Below are 25,131 nucleotides of genomic sequence, written 5' to 3'. Positions count from 1 at the left end.
TGAAAGAGCGCCGCTGCAAGGTCGGCGGCTCAGACCAGGTGGAAACCGTCGTGATGCGCCTTGAACTGATCGAGCGTCACGCCCTTGAGCGTCAGCGTATCATGCGCCGCATCGGTGATGACGGTGTCGTGCCCGCCATTGGCCGACTGCGCCGCGCCGACGAGCGCCTCGACGCTTGCGAACAGCGAACGATCGATCTCGACGATATCCTTCGCGAGATCGAGGTCGCCGATCGTGGCGCTGCCGAAATGGGGGTTGAAGACGAAGGTGTCGTTGCCTGCCTTGCCGAAGATCGTGACGCCGCCGCCGACATTGACGAAGTTGTCGTTCTGGTCGGTGCCGTTGACGGTCGTCGCGCCATTGCCCGTCAGCGTGACCGTCAGCGGCTGCGCGCCCGACGTGCCGTGGCCGTCGCTGACCTTTGCCTGATAGGTCACGGTCAGCGTGTCGCCCGGCTGCAGGAAATCCAGGTTCACGGCGTCGGGATGGTAGCTCCAATGCAGCACCTCGGTGCCACCGTGGGACGTCACGCTGTCGAACGTGATCGCCCCTGCGCTGGCCAGCGCCTCGACATGGACGGTCTCCGGCAGGCTCTCCGCGCCGGAGTACTTGACCACGCCATTGCCGAGCACCGAGGCCGTCAACACGTCGCCGATGTCCTTGTCGATCACCGACAGGGTGCCAGACATGCCGCTTGCCAGCTTGACCGGCTGACCCGCAATGGTGCCGGCCGAGACGTTGTCGAGCTCGAACGCATCCTGGCTGCTCGCCAGGACGACCTTGTTGAACGGCGCCAATCCGAGGAATTCGACATAGCCGTTGGAGGCCAGCGAGTTCTGCCCGCCATTGGCGAGCAGCGGCGCCACGTCGCTGCCGGTATAGGACGCTATCAACTTGGTGCCGTTGTAGAACGAGATGCTGTTGTAGGCGTCGACCGAGCCCCAATACAGCCCGAAACTGTTCTTGGCGCTGTCGAAGGTGATGGTCTCCTGCGCGTGATTGCCGATGCTGAGATAACCGGTCTTGTCGGCGCCGTCAGACATAAAGGGCGCCGCCGACACCGGCGAGGATCCATGCACGATTCCTGCGTCGCCGCTCGCCGTGAAGGTCGCATGCAGCGCCGCGCTCTGGAAGCTGCCGTGGCCGCGCCCGTTGCCCGACGTGCTGCCTGTCGACGAATCGTCGAACGTCTCGGTCGGCATCCCCTCGGCATTCACCGAGGCGCCGCTCGCGAGCACAGTCGCGTGTTGGGACAGGACCACGGTCTGGACGATCGGGTTGGTCTCACCCGTGATGACCGGCGCATCCTCGGCACCGTTGACCTTGATGGTGACGGGCACGTCGACCACGCCGCCGTGACCGTCGTTGATCTCGACGGTGTAGGTCAGCGTCACATGCTGGCCGACGCCGAGATAGTCGAACACCTTGTCCTTCGCCGAGAAGCTCCAGGCCTGCGATCCGGTGCCGCCATTGCTGGACTCCTTCAGCTGCCCGAGCGACAGCCAGCTCAGCAGGACCGAGCTGTCGGACGGAAGGCCGTCATGCGCGCCCTCGACAGCAACGCCGGTGACCTTGACCGCATGGGTGTCGGTGGCATCGGCATCGGTGAAGGTGATCACGCCGGTCGCGCCATCCAGCTGACTGGAGTCGGAGGTGCCCGCCTGCTCGGCGATCTCGCGGGTCTGGAGCGCCGAGGTGACGACCGGCTGGTCGTTGGTACCGGTGATGGTGACCACAATTGTCGAGGTCGCACTGCCGCCCTTGCCGTCGCTGATCGTGACCGTCGAGGTGACCTTGACGGTCTGGCCGGCGCCAAGGAAATCGAGCGCGCCATCTGCGACCGTATAGGTCCAGTCGACCGTGCCGTTGTTGGTGTTGCCGCTCTGACTCAGTTGCAGCGCCTGCTCCAGCGCAGCGATCTGCCCCGAGCTCAAGTGACCGGACAGATCGGTCTGGTCGGCTCCGGTCCAGCTCACGCTCTGCGCGCCTGACAGGATGGCGGCGGTGGGGCGATCCGTCAGGTCAGCGTCGGTGAACTGAATGGTGCCGCCGACGCTGTGCGGATTCGACGCGCCGGTCTGCTGTGCCGTCTCGCCGATCGATCCGGTCTGGCTTGGATTGGCAATGACCGGCGCGGAGTCTTGGGCCGCCAGCGTGATCAGCGTTCCGCCATGGTGGTCATCGCTGCCGACGAAGTGCGCGCCCGAATAGTCGGCGCCGGTCAGGATCAGGTTGACGCTGTCGCCGTCGTCGTCGCTGACGGTCAGAATGCCGGTCGTCGAGTCGTACGCCGCCGTCGTCGTCGCCGCATCCCATCTGATCGTCGACAGATCAATCGTGTCGGAGACGTCGAGGCCGGCGATTTTGATGGAGGAGCCGACACCATCGACCGAGAAGCCGCTGTCGTCGACGACAAGCTCGCTGCCGCCAAGGCCGCTGAAGTCGATCGTCTGGGTGTTGCCGGCGCCGAAGTGCAGGATTGCGCCGGCATCGATTGCGATGGTTCCAAGGCCGGAGATCGAGCCGTTGATCTCCAACGTGCCGCCGACGACTTCGATCGTCCCGTCATTGATGATCGTGCCGCCGAGGCTGCTGAGGCCGCTCGCGGTGAGCGTGCCATGAATGTACAGCGTGCCGTCGCCGACGACGTCCGTGCCGACGAGGGCGAGAACGGAATCGAGATCGACGATGAAGGTGCCGAGATTCTCGACATGCATGCCGGCCAGGGTCACGTCGCCGCCGGCAATCTCGAGCGTGCCGACGATGCCGACGCTCAGCGTGCCGCCGGTCAGAACGGTGTTGCCGTCCAACATCAGCGTCGACGGCACCGGAGCATTGCCAGCATCGTCGATGATGATCACGCCACCGTCGTTGTCGATATTGACACCGTCGAACGTGGTCACGGTCTTGGTCTCGACGTGCACGGTCCCGCGATTCACGAGGTCACCGCCGGTGACAGTGCTGTCCTCGAGCACCAGCAGGGAGCCCTGGTCGACCTGGACCATTCCGGAGTTGTCGACGGCCACCCTGGTCATCGTTGCACCCGCCGCCGAGGCGACCTCGAGGACGGAGCCGGGATCGATGCCGATCGTGGCATCGCTCACCGCCGTACCGCCCTCAACGAGGAGGGTTGCGGGCACCCAAGATGGGGCGGACGGACCGTCGCCGGTGTTGACAAGGCCCCCGTTCACGCCGCCGGCATGTCCGATCTGGATTGCGCCGCCCTCGAGCGCGCTGCCGTCGATGCTGCTGTCGCCGGCCACCTCGATCAGGCCCTGGCTGGAGATCACGCCGCCAGCAATGCTGGTGCCCGCAAGCGACAGAGCGCCCCCCAGCGCGATCGTGATCGCGGCCGCCTCGGCGTTGGTGATCGTCTCGTCATCCAGCGCATTGCCGGTGCCGGACACGGCGATCACGCCGGAATTGCCGAGTGTGCCACCGCTGACCGCCGCGTGACCGCTCAACGCGATTGTTCCGCCGACCTCGTTCGTCAGCGCACCGCCGGCAATGCTCGAATTCGTCAGTGTGAGCTTGGCGGCAGTTTCGACCGTGATCGCGCCTTCCGCATTGTCGACCGCGGTGTCAACACCGAGCGCGAGTTCGCCGCCGGCGTTGACGTCGATCAGGCCGTCGTTGGTGACGCTCTCGTCCTCCAGCGCATTGCCGGCGCCAGACACGGCGATCACGCCGGAATTGCCGAGCGTGCCACCGGTCAGCGCCGCGTGACCGCTCAACGCAATCGTTCCGCCGACCTCGTTCGTCAGCGTGCCGCCAGCAATGCTCGAATTCGTCAGCGTGAGCTTGGCGGCATTTTCGACCGTGATCGCGCCTTCCGCATTGTCGACCGCCGTGTCAACACCAAGCGCGAGCTCGCCGCCGGCCTTGATGTCGATCAGGCCGCCGTTGGTGACGCTCTCGTCCTCCAGCGCATTGCCAGCGCCGGACACGTCGATCACGCCGGAATTCCCGAGTACGCCGCCGCTGACCGCCGCGTGACCGCTCAACGAGATCGTTCCGCTGGCCTTATTCGTCAGCGTGCCGCCGGCAACGCTCGAACTCGTCAGCGTGAGCTTGGCGGCATTCTCGACCGCGATCGCGCCCGCCGTGTTGTCGACCGCGGTGTCAACACCGAGCGTGAGTTCGCCGCCGGCCTTGACGTCGATCAGGCCGGCATTGGTGACGCTCTCGTCCGAGAACGTATTGCCCAGCCCGGATACATCGATCGTGCCGAAATTGCTCAGCTCGCCATTGCTGATGACAGCGCCATCGTTCAACACCAGCAGGCCGTCGGGCTGTTGCGGCGGCGCGTCTTCGCCGTCCCCGAGCGTTCCGAAGGTATGAACCACGGGAGCGCCCTGGATCACGATGGTGCCGCCGTCGATGCGGCCGCCATCGAGCGTCAAGCTCGCCCCGCGATCGACCTGGATCACGCCGGAGCTGTCCTCTTCGGCATTCTCGATGCTGCCAAGCACGGTCAGCACGCCGCCGGACAGCTCGATCGTCCCCGTGTTGGTGATGCCGGCTGCAGCGCCGAACTCGCCGCCGCCAGCCAGCAGCACCGTGCCGGCATTGTGCAGCACGCTCTGGTCCAGCATCTGCGCCGAGCCGCCGACGGTGACGGTCGCGTTCGCGAAATTAATGATATGCGCATCGGCCCTGGCCGTGAGCGCGCCGCTGATCGACAGCGTGCCGTGATTGTCCAGCTGCGGGATGGCCCCGCCGCCGAAATCGTTCAGGCTGACCGACTTGGCGAAGGCGTCGGCATCGATCGTCACCGGGAAAGCCGGCGTCAGGCCGTGCAACTGATCGGTGATGATGATGACGTCGTCGCCTGCCGTCGGTGCCAGACCGGTCGCCCAGTTCGCTCCGTCATCCCACAACAGAAATTGGGCACCGCTGCCTTCACCGGACTGCCCCTGCGTCGTCGCGATCCAGACCACGGCCGGATCGTCGGTGCCGGTGATGCTTACCGTGATCGTCTGGGTCGAGGTCGCCCCTTGAGAGTCCGTGACGGTCACCGTGTAGGTGAGCGTCAGCGTCTTTCCGGCCGGAATGAAATCGGCGACATAGACCGGAAGATCGGCCAGACTCCAGTCGATCTTGCCGGTACCGCTCCCGGTGCTGTCCGTCACGAGTGACGCGGTGAGCGCCTGCTCGAACAACGCCAGCGGCGCCGGCGGAACGTTGCCGCCGCCCTCCAGCACAGCGCCGCTCAGCTTGGCCGAGACGCTGTGGGTGTCGGTGAGGTCGACGTCATCGAAGGTAAGCGTGCCCGAGGTCGGATCATCCGTCGTCAGCGGCCCACCCGGCACGCTGGTGCCGCCCGCGAAGGCAATGGGCTGAACGCTCGCCGTGATCTCGGGCTGGTCGTTGGTGCCGGTCACCGTGATGGTGATCGGCACTTCCGAGTATTCGTTGGCCGGCGCGAAATTGTTGTCGACGCGCACGATGTAGGTCAGCGTCAGCTTCTCGCCGGCCGCGAGGAAATCGAAGGCGTTGTCGGGGACGCTGTAGGTCAGCGTCGCCGAGCCGTAATTCTTGTTGGTCGGATCCGCCGTCACCGTGACCTTCACGGCCGTCGCCAGCGCGTCCTTCAACTGCAGCGCGTTCAACGTCCCGGTGACATCGGTCTGTTGCGCGCTCTTGTAGGCAAACGAACTGAATTTCACCGAGACGGTCGGCTGGTCGCCGGGATTGATGTCGGCGAAATTGACGCGGCTGAGAACGGTGTCGAGATCGCTGCTCACGCCGGTCTGGCCCGCACGCTCCGCCAGCGCGAAGGCCGTCGTCAGCCGGCCGGCGATGTCGAGAACCCTGACCTCCGGCGGCCCGGGAATGTGCGACGGCGGCTCGGTCGTCGTCGTGGTCGTGGTCGTCGTCGTGATCGTGATGTCGGTGACCGCGAATTTCGGGACCGTGCTGGTGCCGTCGGCGAACTTCAGCCCGGTCAGCGTCTGCAGCGCGCCGATGTCGGTGAAATGGGTCGTCGTTTTGGGGTTGGTGTTGTTGTCGGTGAATTTGAGCGAGAAGACGTCGTTGATGAGCTTCTGAATGTCGGGCGAGAGCGGGACCGCGCTCTGGTTCACCACGCCATTGCTGATCTGGATCTGCTGGCCGGCCTGGTTGACCACGGCGATCGGCTGCAGTGTCGTCTTGTCGAACAGAACGTAGGAGCCGGTGCGGCCATCGGGCTCGACGAGCACCTGGAACTTGGCGTCGGGCAGGCTGCCCTGCCCCGGCACGGTGAAGTCGATCTCGACCAGCACGGCGGTGCCGCGAATTCCCATGGTCGCGACCGGCGTGTCGACCTTCATGTCGCCATGCTTGGCCGTCTCGCCGGCCACGAAGGAGATCGTCCCGGCGACCAGACTGATCAGCGAAGAATTGTTCGACCCGTTCGGGTCGTACACCATCTCGTTCAGCACCATCCTCGCATTCGAGGACAGGCCGAACACCGTGCCGTCGATGAAGGTGATGCCGAGGGTCGAGTCCGTGCCGGACTGGACCACGTCACCCTTTTCGACGTTGTCGCCGTTGTGAAGAATGATCGAGACGCCGTTGCGGACCGCGGTCGCCGTGCCCTGAAGCTTGGTGACGTGACCGATCACCTTGCCGGCGCTCGGCGCGGCTCCCGCCTGGCTGACCTGCACGGCGCCCGAGAGCGCTCCGACGAGGTCTCCGGTGAGATGCGCGCCGTCGGGCGACGCCAGCGGAGCGCGCTTCTCGCCCTTGAAATAGTCCGTCAGAACAATGTCGCGCCCTTGGGACGACAGGACCAAGTCGAGACCCGACCGCTTGAACTCGGCGTTGAAAAGAAAGTGAGCGTCGGGAACGACGATCGCGTCAGCCGGCGCGTGGGCCGGCGGCGCGTCGAGCCGCACATGCGCATGGGTATGCGCGGACGCGCCAAGGCCATCGGAGAAAAGCGCGGCGTCAAATTTGCCAGCGTAATTCACGGGGCCACCGACATATGGTTAATTATTACATAAGAATTTGTGCTCAATGCCTGCATATCACTGGGGCGTGTCTGGCGGAACCATCTTCAGCTTGTGCTTCCAACCCGCAAGAAGAGCCTCTTTCCATGGGATTGCTGCCAACTCGACAAGTTTTTGCCTCACTTGAAAAATTCAAATGCTGAATTATCAAGTATTGAAGCGGTGAAAATCGCGCTTCGATAGTCAAAATAAGTAATACTTATATACGTTTTACTTGGCGCGACCACGCTGTCGCCACCGACCTGGCGTTATCAGCGAAATTCAAGTGTCGGTGTGTGTTCGCGCCAACAGCAATTGACAGATTGTAACGCGTACGGCCGCAACTCTGCGCGGTCAGCAGCACGCAACTTGGACGTGAATTGTTCCCAGTCTTGCGACCTTTGGCGGGTCCAACTCGGTCCTTTCGTTAGAGTTTGTCGCATCGGCGCAACACAACGTTCAGCAGGATTGTTCGGATTCCGCCCGGAAAGCGCGGAAATTAAGCGGACCCCAAGGTCCCCCGCCCGATGCTGCGGCCAACGATCCGGTTCCCTCAGGCGTGAGACCGCGTGAGCAGAGATCCGGCGCAGGGCGTCAAAATGAACAGTCACGCGTTGATCCGCTGGTGTGTGCTGCTGGCAACCAGTGCCGCCGCCTGGACCGCCGGGCCGGTTGCCGCCGGGCCGGTCGGGCAGCCATTGGGATTGGCAACGACCCTCGAGCGCGCCGCAGAGCCGTTCGGCCTGTTGCGGCTGGACCTCGGACCGGGCCCGCTGAGGAGCAAGTGGCAGCAACTCGTCAACCGGCTGGACGATGAGCGCGTCCAGCTCGCTTTGTGCGATGGAGATCGCGAGCACTGCGCATCATCGGCAGCCCTGCGCCTGCTTGCCATCGTCGACCAGGGTCGCGCCCGGGACGGTCGCGCCCGGCTCGGTGAGATCAACCGCGCCATCAACCTCGCCATTCGCGCCACCAGCGACTCTGCCGAATATGGCGAGATGGACGTGTGGAGCTCTCCTCTGCAGACGTTCGAGCACCGTGCCGGTGATTGCGAGGATTACGCGATCGCCAAGTTCGTTGCGCTGCGGCTGGCCGGTGTCGCCGCCGACGATCTGCGGATCGTGATCCTTCGCGATGCTATCAGGGGCGAGGACCATGCCGTGACCGCGGCCCGCCTCGATGGACGCTGGCTGATGCTGGACAATCAGCGCATGGCCCTTGTTCAGGACAGCGACGCGCGACAGATCCGGCCGCTGTTCGTGTTCGACGAGGTGAGCATCTCGAGCTTGCAGGAGCCCACGCTGGCGGCGGACATGACCCTCGCCGGGACGGACTCCGGCGGGACGGCGACCCGGCGCTTTGCCTCGTCCAACTGAACGAGTGTGCGCTGGCCCCCCTCTCCCAGAGCGTGATTCCGACGCTACGATGTGATGTACTCCACTCCGAGCGGCACGCGCCGGTTTCGGCGGGAACAGCCGGCAGGGATGGCGCCCAAGGATCGCAGCCGGCGGCCGTTCACCGCGCCGCAAGGAGTTGCGTCCAATTTGCAGACGCGAACCGAACGAGCGGCCATGACCCCGGACAGCCCTGCCCTCGCCGTGCGAGGATTAACAAAATGTTTCGAGCGCCCGGCGGTCGATGGACTAGACCTCGTGGTGCGCGCGGGTGAGTTCTACGCGCTGGTCGGCCCGAACGGCGCCGGCAAGACGACGACGCTGCGCATGGTGGCGGGCCTGCTGCGCCCGGACGCCGGTCGCGTCGAGATCTTCGGCATCGATGCGTTGCGCGAGCCGATCGCCGCCAAGCAGGTGATGGCCTGGGTCTCCGACGAGCCGATGATCTACGACAAGCTCACCCCGCTCGAATATCTCGAATTCGTCGCCGGCCTCTGGGGCATCGATCCCGCGACATCCAGCCGGACCGCGCAGGAGCTCCTGATCTCGCTCGGGCTCGAGCGCCACCTGCACGAACGCTGCGAGGGCTTTTCCAAGGGCATGCGCCAGAAGGTGGCGCTGGCCGGCGCGCTGGTGCACGATCCGCAACTGATCATCCTGGACGAACCGCTCACCGGCCTCGATGCCGTGTCCGCGCGTCACGTCAAGGGACTGCTGGCCGAACGGGTCCGCCGCGGCGGCACCGTGATCATGACGACCCACATTCTGGAGGTTGCCGAGCGCATGGCCGACCGCATCGGGGTCATCGCGGCCGGGCGTCTCGTGGCTGAGGGAACACTGGCCGAACTGCGTCAGCAGAACGGACAGAACGACACCAGCCTGGAAGAGCTGTTCATCGCGCTAGTCGACGTCGAGCCGGCGGCATGACCCGGACGGCCACGCTCGCTTGGTTCGCCCGTCACGAGCTCAGACTCGCCTGGCGGGAATGGCTCGGCATGATCACCGCTGGCAGGCGCCGGCGGACGCGCGCCGCCATCATCGGCCTGCTGCTGTTCGGCGCCGTCATGCATCTGCCGGCCTGGGCCGTCGTCGGCCGCTACGCCGACCTGCAGCCGCCGCTCGACAAGACCTCGCTGATCGTCATCACCGCGACGATCATGCTGTCGTGGGCGCTGATGCTGTCGCAGGCCATCGAATCGGTCACGCGCGTATTCTACGCCCGCGCCGATCTCGATCTGATCATGTCGTCACCGGTGCGCCTCGCGGAGATTTTCTCAGTCCGGATCGCGGCCATCGCCCTGTCCGTCACCAGCATGGCGCTGCTGCTGGCGACGCCGTTCATCGATGTCCTGCTGATCGAAGGCGGCGTGCGCTGGCTGGCTGCCTTCGTGGTGGTCGCGGCCATCGGCCTGTCTGCGGCGGCGCTGGCGATCGCGATCACCATCATCCTGTTTCGCCTGATCGGCGCGGCACGCACGCGGCTCGTCGCCCAGATTCTGGCGGCCGTGATCGGCGCCGGCTTCGTGATCGTGCTGCAGATTGCAGCGATCGTATCCTACGGCACGCTGTCGCGCTTCGCCGTCCTCACCTCGGACGCAGCGGCCGCGATCGCGCCCGATCCGGACAGTCTCGTCTGGCTGCCGGCCCGCGCGGCGCTCGGTGACGGACAGGCGCTGCTGGTCCTGCTCGCCAGCGGCCTGCTGCTGCTCGGCCTCGTGATGACGGTGTTCTCGCCGCGCTTCGCCGACACCGCGATCAGCGCGGCGGCCCAGGGTGTCTCCAACCGCGCAGGAGCCCGTATCAGAGCGTTTCGCAGCGGATCGCGGCAACAGGCGCTGCGACGCAAGGAGTTCGTGCTGCTGCGGCGCGATCCCTGGCTGATCTCGCAGACGCTGATGCAACTGCTGTATCTCGTGCCGCCGGCGCTGCTGCTGTGGCGCAGCTACTCCGACACGTCGCAGGCCGTCATCCTGATCACGCCGGTTATCGTGATGGCCGCGGGCCAACTCGCCGGCGGCCTCGCCTGGCTCACGATCTCCGGCGAAGACGCTCCCGAACTGGTCGCCACCGCACCCTTGACGAGTGCACGCGTAGTGCGCGCCAAGATCGAGGTCGTGCTGATCACGATCGCCGTGATCTTCGCGCCGCTGGTGCTCGCATTCGGCTGGATCGCCCCCTCGCAGGCGCTGGTGACCGCAGCCGCCGTTCTGGTCGCCACGATCTCGTCCACCGCCATCCAGCTGTGGTTCCGCATCCAGGCCCGGCGCAGCCAATTCCGCCGCCGTCAGACCTCGTCGCGGCTCGCGACGTTCACCGAGGCGTTCTCCTCCATCGGCTGGGCAGCAACGGCCGCGCTGGCACTCGCGCTGCCGCAAGCCGCATTGATCTGCGGCCTGATGACCGCAGCGTTGCTGTTTGCCGCCTGGAGGCTCAGCCCGGCGCGGACGTGACGGCGATCAGCGCAGCAGCTCCATGACCGCCGCGGCGAACGCCTCGGGCTCCTCCTGCGGCAGATTGTGACCGGCACGCGGTATCACGCGATGGGCAATGCGGTTGCTGAACTTCGCGGCGTGTGCCCGGCCGTCCGTCGCCGGGATCACACCGTCGCTGTCGCCATCGATCGTGATGGTCGGCACGTCGATGATGGGTTGCGCCGCCAGCCGGCGCTCGAGCTCCTGATAGCGCGGGTCGCCGTCCGCCAGTCCATAGCGGTGGCGGTAGCTGTTGATCACGACGTCGACGTGGTCGGGATTGTCGAACGCCGCGGCCGAGCGCGCGAAGGTCGCGTCGTCGAAGCGCCAATTCGGTGACCATTGCTGCCAGAGCAGGCGCGCAATCTCGGCGCGGTTGGCGGCGAGCCCGGCCCGGCCGCGCTCGGTCTGGAAGTACCATTGATACCAGAACGCAAACTCGCGCGGCACCGGCGCAGGCTCCAAGGCGCTGGCGATGTCCTGGATCAGATAGCCGTTCACCGAGACCAGGCCGAGGCAACGCTCGGGCCACAGCGCCGCGCCGATGCAGGCGGCGCGTCCACCCCAATCATACCCCGCGAACACCGCGCGCGGGATCGCCAGCGCATCCATGAGCGCGATCAGGTCGGCCCCAACGGCCGCCTGCTGGCCCGAGCGCGGCGCCGACGGATCACGGAAGCGGGTCGGTCCGTAGCCGCGCACATAGGGGACGATGACCCGGCAGCCCTGCGACGCGAGCCGCGGCGCGACGTCGACATAGGAGTGGATGTCGTAGGGATAGCCGTGCAGCAGGATCACGACGGGACCATCGGCAGGACCAAGCTCGGCATAGGCAATGCTGAGCACCCCGGCATCGATTGTCCGCACCGGCTGCAACGCCTGCGACGATCCGCCCCGATCGGTCATGACATCCTCCCACGTTCGCGATGCCCAAACCTGTCGCCGGGCTTTGCAAGGAGGATAGTTCTGATCCGCTTTTGACGCTACACTGGGACGTGCCGTCGAAGAGGAACCGCCATGCTGCGCTCGCTGGTCTCGCTGCTTGCCGTTCTGGTCTCGTTTGCATCGCCCGCGCTGGCGCGATCCGGGCCCCGGACCAGCGAATGCCTGGCGATGGCCGGCGGGCCACCCCGCGCGATGCCGGTCAGCCTGCGGCAGGCGGCCGCAGCCGGCAACGAGGTGACGATCACCTATGCCGGCCACTCGACCTACTTCATCGACACGCCGATGGGCATCCGCATCGCAACCGACTACAGCGGCGCCTATCAGGTCGGACGCCTACCTGACGTGATCACCATGAACCGGGCGCATTCGACGCACTACACGCTGGCGCCCGATCCGCGCATCCCGCACGTGCTGCGCGGCTGGGGCGATGACGGCAAGCCGGCCCAGGTGTTCGAGCGCATCGGCGACGTGCTGATCCGCAACATCACCACCGACATCCGCCGCTATTTCAGCGACTCCATGGGCGCTGACATGATCAAGGACGGCAATTCGATCTTCATCTTCGAGGTCGCCGGCCTGTGCATTGGCCACCTCGGCCATCTGCACGTCAAGCTCGACGAAACGCATTTCCCGGCGATCGGGCGGCTCGACGTGGTGATGGTGCCGATCGACGGCACCTATACGATGTCGCTCGACGGCATCTCCGAGATCACCAAGCGGCTGCGCGCATCAGTCGTGCTGCCGATGCACCGTTTCGCTACGCCGCTCGACGAGTTCATGCGCAAGATCGGCCAGCAATTCGAGATCGACCGCCGCGCCGAGCGGACCCTGAAGATGTCGCGCGAACTGCTGCCGTCGATGCCGACCGTGATCATCCTCGATGGCGTTTAGGCGCCCGCGAGACTGGCGCCGCGGCGACCTTCGGGTGTCAGGAACATGCGCTTGAGCTTGTTGAGCACGCGCACCGCGAGGCCGAGCACGTAAGGCTGGGTCTTCAGGCAGAAGGCGAGCTTCTTGACGTGGCCCTCGACGTGCCATTTGGCATGCGCTCCATCGCGGAAGAAGATCACGTCGCCCGGCCCGTAACGCTTCGGCGGCATGCCCTCGCTCTCCAGCACGATGGCGCCTTCCAGGATCAGGATCGTCTCGTCGAAATCATAGTACCAGTTGAACTTGCCCTCGGTGCAGTGCCAGACGATGGTCGACCCCAGGCCGTCGCTGCTGCGTGCGACGGTGCACGAGGTCGCGGTCGGATTGCCCTCGATGATCCAGGACGGCTCGATCGGGGCCGGCGTCAGGTCGACGGCGAGATTGGCGGTTTCGATCAAGGACGGGGACATCGCAAACCTCGACTACAGAATGCATGGACTGAAAAGGCCGGATGGACGCCGGCATGAGCCTGCGACCGTAGCCGGGTTGCGCCTAATGGCCGCTTGCCGCGATCATTAAGATTTGAGCTGATACCCGCGACCTGCCGTCGCATCACAACCACGCCAGCGCTATAAACGTCACGCGAACGCCGCATTTTGTTCGCGGCCTCGCCAAACCTTCTGATCTACTGTTCGGCCGCACTGCAAGATGCGGTCATGCCCTTAGCGACGCATGATCCATCTGGCATCGTGCCGTCACCTTTAAAGATTTTCCGCCGCCGCAGAGACAAGGATTTCCCAGGATGCGCCGACTGAGCCTCGCCATCGCCCTCACGCTGTCCGCCGCCACCATTGCAACCACTTCGGCAGTCATGGCCGGCGAAACGCCTGCGCCCGACAATGCCAAGTCCTACTTCATCAACCTCAAGGACGGCGATACGGTTTCCTCGCCGGTCCTGATCCGCTTCGGCCTGTCCGGCATGGGCGTGGCGCCGTCCGGCACCGAGGCGCCGAACACCGGGCATCACCACCTGCTGATCGACGCGCCAGCGCTCGAAGGCGACGCGCTCAACGAGGCCATCCCGGTCGACACCGGCCACGTTCATTTCGGCAAGGGCCAGACCGAAGCGTCGGTCAACCTCGCGCCGGGCAAGCACACGCTGCAGCTCGTGCTCGGCGACTGGAGCCATATCCCGCACAACAAGCCCGTGATGTCCGAGCGGATCACCATCACGGTCGAGCCCACCACGCAGGCCAAGTCGCAATAAACAGGTCGCAACAAAGACGGGCCGGCGCGGCCTGCATTGTTGCGGGCTGCGCCATCGCCTCGTCCCGATCGTCCGATCGCTCGCTCCTCTACTCCCTGAATGCAAGCCGAAGCCCGCCCCAATGGCGGTCCCTAATGCGGATCGGCACGTCGATCTCCTTCAACGGCACGGTCACGCCGCCCCCCATATCGCGCTCGTAGCGCTGCGCGAGGTGGCCGTGCAGCGTCCGTGCGGCCGCCATCCCGGCGCGGTCCTTGTAGAAGCGGCGATTGCGGCAGTTCGCGACGTTCCAGACCTGCTCACCCCGCCGCTGCGGCTGTGAGACCTTGCGATTGTGGGTGGGAATGTAGGCGTTGCGGTCGATCGCCACGCAGAACACGACATTCGGATCAGCCGCCAGCGCGGCCTCCTGCAACGGCGGCAGCAGGCGATCGCAGAGCGCCGTGAACGGCGCATCGAACTGCTCGGGGTCGGTGCCCGGGATGCGCTGATAGTTGAAATCGAACCATTGCGCGACCGAGCTCTCACCCGAAGCGATCGACTGCTCGATCGCCGCCGCGATCTTGCCGGCGACCTCCAGCGCGGCGTCGACATGCGCCTGCTCGGCGAGATCGAGCTCGGCAAGCAGCCGATCGACGGCGTCGCGCTGTGCCCGGGAGAGGTCGCGAAAGCTGAGATGGACGTCGCGATTGCCGATCGCCACGATGTCGCATTCGGCCGAGCCGAGCGCTGCGCATTCCACCTTGACCTGCTGCTGCTCGGCCAGGCCGACCACGTCCATCCCGGCACGGAAGCGCAGGCCACCGCCGGAGATGTCGAGCAGGGTGCCGTCGACGTGGCCGCCTCTGCCGTGCAGCCGCGCGGCGATGCTGACTGGGCGGCGCAGGTCCGAGGAGCGGCGGTCGCCGAGGCTCGAGGTCCGCAACGACACCATCAGATTGGCGCGCAGCTCGGAGACCCGGCCATTGGTGCCGTTCACGAGCTCCGACACGGTCTGGGTCTGCTGCTCGATCTCGGTCGAGCGGCCGGAGATGCGGGTGACCTTCTCGGCGACCATGGCGACGCCCGACGAGGCTTCGGCGAGGCTGCGCGCCACCTCGCGCAACGTCGCCTCCTGCTCTTCGGCGGCGGCGGCCATCGCCGCACTGGCGCCGTCGATGCTGCCGATCGCCGCGCTGATCTTGCTGATCACGGCAGTGGAATTCGTGGTCGCGGTGGAGATGCGATCGATGCGCTGGGCGATGTCGTCGGCGGCCTCGGAGGTCTTGCGCGCCAGCGCCTTGACCTCGTGCGCGACGATCGCGAAGCCGGCACCGGCCTCGCCCGCCCGCGCCGCCTCGATGGTGGCGTTGAGCGCCAGCAGGTTGGTCTGCGCCGCCACCTCGGCGATGGTACTGACGACCGAGGAGATCTGCTCGGCCGCATCGCTCAGCGCAGCGACCGTAGACCCAGCCTGCTGCGCTTCCCTTGCGGCGCGGCTGGCGAGCTCCGCGGTTTCGGCGGCCCGCTGCGCGATCTCCCGCCCCGTGGCCGACAATTCTTCAGCCGAGCTCGAGACCGTGGTGACGTTGCTGCTCGCGCGCGCGGACGCATCGGCCACCATGCCGGCCTCAGTCGCGATCGTCTTCGCGTCTGACACCGCCTGCGCGCTGCGGGTCGAGGCGTCGCCGCTGATGGTCATGACCTCGGCGACGGCGCAATCGAGGTCGGTTTCGAGCAGCTCCCACATCTCGGCGAACATCTTCTTGCGCTCGCGCTCGGCAACCTCCTTGGCCCGGGCCTGCTCCTCGGTGAGCCGTCGGTTCTCCAGCAGCTTGCCATGGAAGATGCCGAGTGCACGCGAGATCTGGCCGACCTCGTCGCGGCGTTTCACCGGCTCCAGGCGGACATCGAGATCGTTCTGCGCCAGCCGCTCCATGGCGCGGGCCATCTTCAGTAACGGCGCTGCGAGCCAGCGGCCAAACATGAACGCCGCCGCCGCCGTGATCAGCACGGTGACGCAGATCGACCAGAACACGGTGTCCTTCACACCGGCCAGCTCGGTCTTGACGATTCCGAGCCGCTGGTCCGCCGCCGACCTGATGGCTTGCAGCGTCGGACTGACACTCTCATAGTGCCGCGTCAGCTCCGCAGCCTCGCCCAGCAGCTTGGTCTGGCCGCTCATGTAAGCGAGAAAGCTCGTGCGATAGACATCCATCAGCTTGATGATCTCGGCCTTGACGGCGTCCGGCAGCTCGGACTTTGCGAGCTCAATGCCAAACTCGTCGACGCGCTTGCGCAGGTCGTCGCCGTATTTCGGATCGCCGCGCAGCATGAAATCCTTTTCGTGCCGGCGCATCATCAGCATCAGCACAGCGAGGCGCGGCTGATCATGTTTGGTCAACTGCGCTTCGACCGAACGGACGGCGCCGCGCAGCTTCCCTTGGAGCCCGTCATTCTCGTCGAAGCCGATGCCCTTTTGCGCGGCCACGACATTGGCGAACAGCGTCGCATAGCCGGTGATGGCCTGGCGCATCGACGCGGTCTGCCGCGCCGTTTCGTCATCGGGCGCCGCCGCGAGCACGGCGTCCACACGCTCAAGCCGCGACCCGATCGACGTGACGATCTGCTCATGCGCGGCGACCTTGGCGTCTGACGGCTTCTGCAGGAATTCCGTTGCAGTCCCGCGGGCCTGCAGCAGCCCTTCCCAGATGCCGCCGCTCAAGCCGGCCAAGGTCGCGACGCGATCTGCAATCTGCTGGCTGCGGCGTTCGATCGACAGGCCCGTGAGATAGAGGCAGCCGATGATCGCCACACCGACGACGCCCAGGCAAAGAATTTGGCCTTTCAGCCCAAAACGAATCCGACCCTGTGCCGGGGCGGCGAGCGAGGCACTCATTGTCGTTCCCTGTGAATCAATTGAGCAACAGGGGTCAATCTTATCGGTCGTGCTTAATGACGAGCTAATCAAGACGCGTAGACAACAAATATTCAACCAATGAGTGCAGTAGATTTACGGTCTTTGTTCAGTAGCAAAGCAACGTACGCACAGTAACGTGCAGCCGGCGGTTTCATGGAGTGATGAGCCGCCGGCCGCGTTTGAGATCAGGCCCACTCGCCCTTGCGGAACACCGGCACGCGGCGGCCGTCGGCGTGGACACCGTCGATGTCGGTCTCGGCCGCGCCGATCATCCAGTCGATATGGATGAGGCTCTGGTTGCCGCCCTGGGCGGCAATCTGCTGCGGCGACAGCGAGGTACCGTTGACGAAGCACTTCGAGTAGCACTGGCCGAGCGCGATATGCGAGGCCGCGTTCTCGTCGAACAGCGTGTTGTAGAACAACAGGCCGCTCTTCGAGATCGGCGACGAGTGCGGCACCAGCGCCACCTCGCCGAGCCGGCGCGCGCCCTCGTCGGTGTCGAGCACCTTGTTCAGGACTTCCTCGCCCTTCGACGCCTTGGCCTCGACGATGCGGCCCTCTTCGAACTTGACCTGGATGTTGTCGATCAGCGTACCCTGATAGGACAACGGCTTCGAGCTGACGACGTGGCCGGACACGCGGCGGCAGTGCGGCGTCGTGAACACCTCCTCTGTCGGGATGTTGGCGTTGCAGACGATGCCGTTCTTCGCGGTGGAAGCGCCACCTTCCCACTCGTGACCGTCGGCGAGACCGATCGTCAGATCCATGCCGGGGCCGGTGTAGTGCAGCGCGCTGAAGCGCTGGCCGTTGAGCCATTCGGTGCGCTCGCGCAGCACCGCGTTGTGACGCTCCCAGGCGGACACCGCATCCTCGCGGTCGACGCGCGACGCCGCGAAGATCGCATCGGCCAGCTTCGCCACCGCGACCTCTTCGGGCACGTCGGGGAAGACCAGCCTGGCCCACGACGCGCTCGGATAGGCGATGATGTTCCAGTTGGTCTCGAAATTGGTGATCTTCTCCAGCGCCGGCTGATAGGCCTTGGAGTTGGCCTTGCTGGCGCGCGCGACCTTGGACGGGTCCTGCCCGGACAGCAGCATCGGGTTGTCGCCGACGATCGCGAGCCGCGCGGTGTTTTCGGAGAACGCCTTGGCCATGCCCTGATAGAGCCAGTCGGCGGCGCGGTCGAAGCTCGAATCATGACCGAAGCGATAGCGCGCCAGCGTCAGTTCCTCGTCGGAGAAGAACGAGGTCACGATGCCCGCGCCAGCCTTGTAGGCATGCTCCGCCACCTTCCGCACCAGCGGCAGCGCGACGGAGGGCGCCGTCAGCAACAGATCCTGCCCCGGCTGCAATTGCAGGCCGACCCGCACCGCCACCTCGGCGAGGCGGTCGAGCTTGACGGGATCGATGGCGGCATCAAAGTTGCGGGCATGTGCGGTCATCAGGGCGGTATCCAGTTTGGTTGCTTTGCGATTCATCAGAGATAAGCCAATCGAGAAGAGCGTCAATGGCAGAAGGCCGTCCGCCCGTGCCGTACGCGCTCGCGTCAATCCTCCATCAGCAATCCCTCACCATTAACGTACCAGTCCGCGCGCGAGGCCCAGTGGACATGGCGGTCGGGCGTCGCGCCGAGCGGTTGATCGAAGCCGCCGGCGGGAATGATCGCCTCACGGCCGCTGCGCGTGAGATGCGGCATCGGACTGCCGCATCTGCCGCAGAATGCCGTGGCGAAGCTGCGTGCCTGGGGCAGGTCGAAGCGCGTCACGCGGTCTTCGCCCTTGAGCCAATGCAGCGCGGCGGCGTCGACGATCACCTCGCACGAATGCGCCGTCCCGCTCGCCTTGCGGCAGCGCGAACAATGACAATTGAGAAACCTGTCGAGCGGTCCATCGACCGCGAAGGCGACCTCACCGCACAGGCAACTGCCACGAAAAATCGTCATTCCATCTCCCGTTCCAAGGGGTCGTTCGTTTCGGCCGCGATGATGCTCGACGAGCTAACAGGATGGATGTCGGCGGCCATCAAAACCTGACTACGTGTCGTAGCTCTCATTAGTACATCCAAGGTAGTAAGCGCTTCATTCCATTGAATCCAGGAGTCAATGACTTGCGTTCGTTTGGAACCAGGTTCCAGCGGGCAGCTTGCTCCCGCATTTGCATGGCTCGTGGGCGATTCGGCCATGTTGAGGACACGTTTGGCGGTTGATTGGCGCGCGGCAGGGGGATTTCACAGTGTACAGGAGTCCTCCGAATGTACCGCGTAGTTGTTGTCGTCGCCGCATTGCTGGCTCTCTCCGTTCAAGCCGAGGCGCGTCCTCGCCACCATCATCACCATCACTATTCGTACCGTCACCACTCCGTGATGAATGCGATGGCCTCGATCCCGGGCGAAGGCCGCGTCGTCGGTGGCCGGCCGTCGGGATGTCCGCACGCGTTCTGCGGCTGTGAGGCATCGCTCTACACGTTTGGCCGCGTCATTCCCGAGCTCAATCTGGCCGCCAATTGGCGCCGCTTTCCGCGCGCCGCACCTGCACCGGGCATGGCGGCGGTTCGCTCCGGTCATGTCATGATCCTGCAGCAGCAGGTCGCCGGCAACGTCTGGTACGTGCATGACGGCAATTCCGGCGGCCACGTCACCCGCGAGCATCCGCGCTCGATCGCGGGCTACACGATCGTGAACCCGAACGGCGGCTCGGCCATGTACGGAGCTGCGTCCAGCGTCACGCGGCAGGCCCGCGCGCCGGCGTTGCGGCGCGTTGCACGCAACATGGTGCCCTCTAGCTGGACGGGGAGCCCTTCGCCGATGTCCTTCAACTAACAGGGCGACCATCACGCCACCGCTCCGTTCAGCGCGCGGCCTCGGCGCGGGTGACCTTCCACAAGGTGCAGGTCACCTCGCCGGGCGCGTCGCTGGCGCTCTGTGCCAGCATCTCGGCCTCGACCCGATGCGTCGCCCGCAGCTGCACGAACCAGCTGCGCGCGGGGGTTTCGAGCACGAGGAACGGACGATTGTCCCGCAGGATGTCCGCCGTGGTCATCACCTGGGGCATCGGCAGCCATGTCTGCAGGCCCTGCAGGATGTGATAGTCGACGGCATTGCCGCGCGACCGGTCCGGATAGTTCAGGACCACGTCCCAATCGAGCGCGAAGCGGTAGGCGTCGCGATGTGACGCGTAGGCGATCCGCGGCAGGAACACGTGCGGCGAGTCGGTGATCACCGGCAAGTCGCCCGTCACCAGGGCACGCTCGAAAAAGCCGCCGCTCGCGTCGGCGCAGACCGACCTGCCGTGGACAGGCGTGGCCGCATGATCCACGACGTTGCGCAGCATCAGCGCGGCGAGTACGAGGCCGACCGACATCACCACCGCACGCCGGCGGGTTGCCGCAGCGAGCATGCATTCGCTCAGCACGACTCCGGCCATGAATGAGACCACGAGCTGCGGCGTGAAAAATCGCGTGACGACGATCGGGAATGCGATCAGCGACACCAGCCAGCTGCACAGCGCGAAGCCGGTGAAGCCGGCGGCGACGAGTACGACATAGCGGAGCGGTTGCCACGGTTCGGCGACCAGGATCGTCCTTGGCCGCAATTGCTGCCGCCGCAACAGAGTGACGGCCGTCGCGGCTACGAACGGTGCCGCAAGCAGGCTGATCACCAAGATCAGCTGCGAGGAGAACAGCACCTCGGCGAGATCAGTCCAGCCCGGCCGCGTGATCCAGCCATAGGGGCTCGCGACCTTCAGCTGCTCACGCAGCACCGGGCTCCAGGCCAGCATCAGGATCACCGAGGGAGCAAACGCCGACAGCATCCTGCGCAGCGCGGCGGTGTCGCGCGGCCGGCTCAGCCACCCCGCCAGCGCGATGCAGCCGGCATAGACGATACCGAACGTGTGCGACAGCGACAGCGCGGCAAACCCGAGCGCGAGGCCGAGCACGTCGCGCGGCCGGCCGTGCTCCATGAGCCGCTGCTGCAGCAGGGCGGTGAGCGCGGCGGCGGCGAAATAGAAGGCATAGGTGCGGAGCTCGAAGGCCGCGAACAGCAGGTTCTCGTTCAGCGTGACGAGAATGAGAACACCGCCCCAGCAGGCCGCGGCGGACGCCACCCGTCGGCCGAGATGCCACAGCGCAGCGAGGCCAGCGGCGACGAGTGCGAGATTGAGCAGCTTGAGCACGGTGACCACGGACACCGACGCCGGCAACCATCTGGTGAGAAGCCAGGCCGCCGTAAGATACAGCGGCGGATTGCCGTCGATGCCGAGCGCGATGCCGTCCCACAGCTTGCGCAAGCTGGCCGCCTGCAGGAGATGCACCGTCAGCAGTTCGTCGGCCCACAACGGATCGTTAACCGAACGCGCCGCGAACGCCGCTGAAATGCCGATGCAAAGCAGCGCGCCGGCGATGCGGAGCAGTTTGGGGGCTGAAAGGGCGGTCGAATTCATCGCTCGTGCTGCTGACTGCGCATCCATGGCCGAAAATCCTTAGCGCCGGCTTTCCGTGTTCGATCTCATCGCTTTTGGTTCACACGATCTTAGGGAAGCCCGCCGCAGGATGACGGCGGCGCCACGAGCGGTGAGACATGCCTCTTCCCTATTCCGACACGATCGATCCGGCTCATGCCGGCGCAAGCCGTGACGCGCAACCGCGCGCCGGGCGCCCGCTGATCGTCGATGTCGACGCGGTGCTGGCACAGACCAGCCTGTCGAGCGAGGCGATCTGGTCCGAGCTCGCGCATCACCCCTCGGCCATTTTTGCCCTTGCCGCCGCAGTGCTGCGCGGCCCGGTCGAATTCAAGCGACGCCTGGTGATCTCGGCGCATTTCGATCCGGCCCGGCTCGCCTATGACACCGAGACCGTCGGCACCATGCTCAAGGCGCTGGGCGAGGGACGTCCGGTCTATCTCGCATCCGACCACTATGACGGAACGCTGGTCGGCGCCATCGCCCAGCATCTCGGCGTGTTCACCGCCTGGTCCGCCACCGAGAACGGCGCACGGCTCGATCCGGAAGCGCTCAGCCTGCTGCACTCCTGGAGCAAGGGCTTCGACTATCTCGGCCAGGAGTCCGATGCGCTGCCGGACGGGGCCACGCCCATTCGGCGCCGATCCGCGGCGGCTGCGCCGCTGGCCGCCGCGCCGGCCGTCGGCTGGCGCGTCTGGGCCAGGCTGCTGCGCGTACATCAGTGGGCCAAGAACGCCCTGGTGCTGGTGCCGCTGCTGACCGCGCATCAATTCAGCCTGGGCGCAATGATAACGGCACTGTTCGCGGCGCTCGCCTTCTCGCTCGGCGCCTCCGCGGCCTACATCCTCAACGACCTGCTCGACGTCACCGCCGACCGCGCCCATGCCACCAAGCGCGAGCGCCCGATCGCGAGCGGCGCGATCGCCCCGGTGCAGGCGATTGCGACCATGGCGATCCTGCTGACAGCAGCGGTCGCCACCGCCGCCGCGATCTCGCCGCCGTTCCTCGGCGTCCTCGCGGGCTACCTCGCGCTCACCACCGCCTACTCGTTCCGCCTCAAGCGCATCGCTCTGGTCGACGTGGTCACGCTGGCCGTGCTCTACACGATCCGCGTGGTCGCCGGCGCCGTGGCGATCGGCGTTGCGATGTCGGAATGGCTGTTCGCCTTCTCGCTGTTCATCTTCATGGCGCTGGCGCTGGTGAAGCGCTACGTCGAGCTCGACCGCCGCAGCAGCGGCGACCGGCCAATGTCGCGCGACTATCAGCCGGACGACCTGTCGATGATCGCCATTCTGGCTGCCGCGGCCGGCTTCAATGCCGTGGTGATCTTCACGCTCTACATCTCCTCCGACACGGTACGGGCGCTGTACAGCCACCCGCAGATCATGTGGGCCTGCTGTCCGATCCTCATGTACTGGATCGCGCGCGTGATGCTGTTCGCCCGGCGCGGCCTGATCGACGATGATCCCGTCATCTTCGCGCTGAAGGACCGCGTCAGCTGGCTCGCCCTCGGCAGCATGGGCGCGATCATGTTCGCCGCCCTGTAGCACACGGCCATGAGCGACCTCGCCGGCTGGGGCAACTATCCGCGCATTCCAACCGAGCCGCTGGCGCCGCTGCGCCTCGACGCCGTTGCCCCGCTGCTCGCCGGCCGTACCGGCGTCGTCGCGCGCGGCCAAGGCCGCGCCTATGGCGATGCCGCGATCGGCATGGCGGCGACGATGTCGTCGAACGGCCTGAACCGGATGCGCAGCTTCGATCCGGCGAGCGGCGAGCTCACCGTCGAAGCCGGCGTCACCATCGCGGACATTCTCGCGGCCTTCGTACCGCGCGGCTACTTCCTCAAGGTGGTGCCCGGGACCAAATTCGTCAGCGTGGGCGGCGCGATCGCGGCCGACGTGCACGGCAAGAACCATCACCGCGACGGCGGCTTCGGCGATCAGCTGATCGCGCTGCGATTGGCGCTGCCGAGCGGCGAGATCGTCACCTGCTCGCGCCACAGCCAGCCGGAGCTGTTTCACGCCACCATCGGCGGCATGGGCCTGATCGGAATCATCGTCGAGGCGACGCTGGGCCTGATGCCGATCACCACCGGCTGGCTGGTGCAGGAGACGCATGTCGCCGCCGATCTCGACGCCGCCATCGCCGCCCTCGAGGCCACGGCCGGCCACACCTATTCCGTTGCCTGGATCGACTGCCTCGCCCGCGGACCCGCGCTCGGCCGCTCGCTGATCTACGCCGCCGACCACGCCAGCCCGGCCGACAAGGACCGCTTCGCGCCGGCCCGCGACGCCTTCCCGCCGCAGCGCCGATCCGGCCCGACGATGCCGGCCATCGTGCCCAGCTTCGCGCTCAACCCGCTGACGGTGCGCGCCTTCAACGCGCTCTACTATGGCCGCGGTGCGCGGCAGCCGACGCCGCAGCTGGTGCACTGGGATCCCTACTTCTTCCCGCTCGATAGTATCGCTCACTGGAACCGCATCTATGGTCCGCGCGGTTTCCTGCAGCATCAATGCGTGATCCCCGCCGATGCGGCGCGCAGCGTGCTCGCCGAGATCCTCGATCGCGTCGCGCGCCGCGGCAGCGCCTCGTTCCTCGCCGTGCTCAAGCAGCTCGGCGACAGCCATGGCCTGATGTCGTTCCCGCTGCGCGGCTACACGCTGGCGATGGACTTTCCGGTCCAGGACTCGCTGTTCGGCTTCCTCGACGAGCTCGACACCATCGTCGCGGCAGCGGGCGGCCGGATCTATCTCGCCAAGGACGCGCGTCAGTCGCGCGCCACGTTCACCGCGGGCTATGCCGGGCTCGAGGCCTTGCGCGACATCCGCCGCCGCATCGGTGCGACCGACAAGCTCGTCTCTCACCTCTCGGCCCGATTGGGGATCTGAGCCATGACTCCTTCGAAGACCGTGCTCGTGATCGGCGGCAGCTCCGACATCGGCCATGCCACCGCGCTGCGCTATGCCGAACGCGGCTGGCAGGTCGCGCTCGCGGCGCGCGACACGGCAGCTGCGCGGCGCAACGCCGACGACATCAAGGCGCGCACCGGCACCGAGGTCGCCGTGCATGCGATCGACGTGCTGGACACCGCGGCGCTCGCGAGCTTCGTCGAGGATTTTTCCACCCTGCCCGACACCGTGATCTCGATGATCGGCGAGCTCGGCGACCAAGGCCGCGCCGAGCACGACCTCGCCCACGCCGCGATGATCATGCGCACCAATTTCGAGGCGCCGAGCCTGCTGCTCGGGCTGTTCGCCAACGCTTTCGCGGCACGCGGCTCCGGCACCCTCGTCGGCGTCAGCTCGGTGGCCGGCGACAGGGGCCGCGGCTCCAACTACGTCTATGGCGCGGCCAAAGCCGGCTTCTCGCAATTCCTGTCCGGGCTGCGCAACCGCATGGCGCTCGCTGGCAACGTGCGCGTGGTCACCGTCAAGCCCGGCTTCGTGCGCACCCGCATGACCGCGCATCTCAAGCTGCCGGCGCCGCTCACCGTCAGCCCCGCACGCGTCGCCACCGACATCTTCGCGGCCGCCGAGGAGAGCCCGCGCGACGTGATCTATGTCGGCCGCCGATTCTGGCTGGTGATGACGATCATCAAGCTGATCCCCGAAGCGCTGTTCAAGCGGCTGAAGCTGTGATGGGCGAAGCCACAGCCTGAGGTCCGCCTCCCGCGTCGTATCCATGTCTGCTCTCGAACGGCATCACGACATGACGGATCGATCTCGCGGCAGGATGGCCCGAGCTATGAGAGACGAGACCCTCTTCGAACTGCGAGAGGGCGCAGGGAAGGCCAGGCGCCGACTGGCGCCTGCGGCCCGCCTGCGAAAAAAATGCAGGCGGCAGAACCACAGGTGC

The 25,131-nt window shown here is 66.1% G+C and carries 17 protein-coding genes; 10 read left to right on the top strand and 7 right to left on the bottom strand.

Features of this window, described 5'->3' with window-relative positions; genetic code table 11:
• Positions 1 to 29: 29 nt before the first annotated feature.
• Complete coding sequence (locus ACQR1I_RS01975) at positions 30 to 6,956, bottom strand: Npun_F0296 family exosortase-dependent surface protein (protein ID WP_434865502.1); 6,927 nt, start codon at positions 6,954 to 6,956, stop codon at positions 30 to 32.
• A 617-nt stretch (positions 6,957 to 7,573) separates the two neighbouring features.
• On the opposite strand from ACQR1I_RS01975, the gene ACQR1I_RS01970 reads away from it, so the two are divergent.
• The 3 genes from ACQR1I_RS01970 to ACQR1I_RS01960 all read left to right on the top strand — a co-directional run bounded on the left by ACQR1I_RS01970 (position 7,574) and on the right by ACQR1I_RS01960 (position 10,818).
• Positions 7,574 to 8,350 carry a transglutaminase-like cysteine peptidase gene (locus ACQR1I_RS01970; RefSeq protein ID WP_434865890.1) on the top strand — a complete coding sequence of 259 codons (777 nt, stop codon included), beginning with the start codon at positions 7,574 to 7,576 and terminating at the stop codon, positions 8,348 to 8,350.
• A gap of 195 nt (positions 8,351 to 8,545) precedes the next feature.
• Positions 8,546 to 9,295, top strand: coding sequence for an ABC transporter ATP-binding protein (locus ACQR1I_RS01965; protein WP_434865501.1), 750 nt, complete (start codon positions 8,546 to 8,548; stop codon positions 9,293 to 9,295).
• Complete coding sequence (locus ACQR1I_RS01960) at positions 9,292 to 10,818, top strand: permease (protein ID WP_434865500.1); 1,527 nt, start codon at positions 9,292 to 9,294, stop codon at positions 10,816 to 10,818. The genes ACQR1I_RS01965 and ACQR1I_RS01960 overlap by 4 nt, the downstream gene beginning before the upstream one ends.
• A 6-nt stretch (positions 10,819 to 10,824) precedes the next feature.
• On the opposite strand, the gene ACQR1I_RS01955 is transcribed toward ACQR1I_RS01960, so the two are convergent.
• Positions 10,825 to 11,745 (bottom strand): alpha/beta fold hydrolase, encoded by a 921-nt coding sequence (locus ACQR1I_RS01955; RefSeq protein WP_434865499.1) that lies wholly within the window; start codon positions 11,743 to 11,745, stop codon positions 10,825 to 10,827.
• 111 nt (positions 11,746 to 11,856) lie between these two features.
• On the opposite strand from ACQR1I_RS01955, the gene ACQR1I_RS01950 reads away from it, so the two are divergent.
• Complete coding sequence (locus tag ACQR1I_RS01950; RefSeq protein WP_434865498.1) at positions 11,857 to 12,675, top strand: MBL fold metallo-hydrolase; 819 nt, start codon at positions 11,857 to 11,859, stop codon at positions 12,673 to 12,675.
• Here the strand turns inward: ACQR1I_RS01950 and ACQR1I_RS01945 are convergent.
• On the bottom strand, positions 12,672 to 13,124 hold the full coding sequence (locus tag ACQR1I_RS01945; RefSeq protein ID WP_434865497.1) for a cupin domain-containing protein: 453 nt from the start codon (positions 13,122 to 13,124) through the stop codon (positions 12,672 to 12,674). The two genes, ACQR1I_RS01950 and ACQR1I_RS01945, sit on opposite strands and share 4 nt — an antisense overlap.
• A gap of 332 nt (positions 13,125 to 13,456) precedes the next feature.
• On the opposite strand from ACQR1I_RS01945, the gene ACQR1I_RS01940 reads away from it, so the two are divergent.
• Positions 13,457 to 13,921 carry a DUF4399 domain-containing protein gene (locus tag ACQR1I_RS01940; RefSeq protein ID WP_434865496.1) on the top strand — a complete coding sequence of 155 codons (465 nt, stop codon included), beginning with the start codon at positions 13,457 to 13,459 and terminating at the stop codon, positions 13,919 to 13,921.
• Positions 13,922 to 14,009: 88 nt separating this feature from the next.
• Here ACQR1I_RS01940 and ACQR1I_RS01935 read toward each other — a convergent pair whose 3' ends face one another.
• The 3 genes from ACQR1I_RS01935 to ACQR1I_RS01925 form a co-directional block, all read right to left on the bottom strand.
• Positions 14,010 to 16,799, bottom strand: a complete 2,790-nt coding sequence (locus ACQR1I_RS01935; protein WP_434865495.1) for a methyl-accepting chemotaxis protein — start codon at positions 16,797 to 16,799, stop codon at positions 14,010 to 14,012.
• Between the two features lie 206 nt (positions 16,800 to 17,005).
• Positions 17,006 to 18,262, bottom strand: coding sequence for an aminopeptidase (locus ACQR1I_RS01930; RefSeq protein ID WP_434865494.1), 1,257 nt, complete (start codon positions 18,260 to 18,262; stop codon positions 17,006 to 17,008).
• A 104-nt stretch (positions 18,263 to 18,366) separates the two neighbouring features.
• Positions 18,367 to 18,762 (bottom strand): GFA family protein, encoded by a 396-nt coding sequence (locus tag ACQR1I_RS01925; protein ID WP_434865493.1) that lies wholly within the window; start codon positions 18,760 to 18,762, stop codon positions 18,367 to 18,369.
• Here ACQR1I_RS01925 and ACQR1I_RS01920 point away from each other — a divergent pair.
• Positions 18,679 to 18,852: a hypothetical protein gene (locus tag ACQR1I_RS01920; RefSeq protein WP_434865911.1), complete on the top strand. Its 174-nt coding sequence runs from the start codon at positions 18,679 to 18,681 to the stop codon at positions 18,850 to 18,852. The two genes, ACQR1I_RS01925 and ACQR1I_RS01920, sit on opposite strands and share 84 nt — an antisense overlap.
• A 218-nt stretch (positions 18,853 to 19,070) precedes the next feature.
• Entirely contained in the window at positions 19,071 to 19,637 is a 567-nt protein-coding gene (locus ACQR1I_RS01915) for a hypothetical protein (RefSeq protein WP_434865492.1), read from the top strand.
• A 28-nt stretch (positions 19,638 to 19,665) separates the two neighbouring features.
• Here ACQR1I_RS01915 and ACQR1I_RS01910 read toward each other — a convergent pair whose 3' ends face one another.
• Complete coding sequence (locus tag ACQR1I_RS01910) at positions 19,666 to 21,258, bottom strand: hypothetical protein (RefSeq protein WP_434865491.1); 1,593 nt, start codon at positions 21,256 to 21,258, stop codon at positions 19,666 to 19,668.
• 137 nt (positions 21,259 to 21,395) lie between these two features.
• Here ACQR1I_RS01910 and ACQR1I_RS01905 point away from each other — a divergent pair, with 137 nt between their 5' ends.
• Genes ACQR1I_RS01905 through ACQR1I_RS01895 form a run of 3 tightly spaced genes read left to right on the top strand, consistent with a single transcriptional unit; the run spans position 21,396 to position 24,914 of the window.
• On the top strand, positions 21,396 to 22,823 hold the full coding sequence (locus ACQR1I_RS01905; protein ID WP_434865490.1) for a UbiA family prenyltransferase: 1,428 nt from the start codon (positions 21,396 to 21,398) through the stop codon (positions 22,821 to 22,823).
• Between the two features lie 9 nt (positions 22,824 to 22,832).
• Positions 22,833 to 24,164 carry an FAD-binding oxidoreductase gene (locus ACQR1I_RS01900; RefSeq protein ID WP_434865489.1) on the top strand — a complete coding sequence of 444 codons (1,332 nt, stop codon included), beginning with the start codon at positions 22,833 to 22,835 and terminating at the stop codon, positions 24,162 to 24,164.
• 3 nt (positions 24,165 to 24,167) lie between these two features.
• Positions 24,168 to 24,914 carry an SDR family oxidoreductase gene (locus tag ACQR1I_RS01895; RefSeq protein WP_434865488.1) on the top strand — a complete coding sequence of 249 codons (747 nt, stop codon included), beginning with the start codon at positions 24,168 to 24,170 and terminating at the stop codon, positions 24,912 to 24,914.
• The last annotated feature ends 217 nt before the right edge of the window (positions 24,915 to 25,131 follow it).

Source organism: Bradyrhizobium sp. HKCCYLS2038 (genome assembly GCF_051167655.1).
In the GTDB taxonomy this organism is placed as follows: Bacteria; Pseudomonadota; Alphaproteobacteria; order Rhizobiales; family Xanthobacteraceae; genus Bradyrhizobium.
The sequence above is the reverse complement of the archived record's forward strand: the minus strand, read 5'-3'. Positions and strand labels throughout refer to the sequence as shown.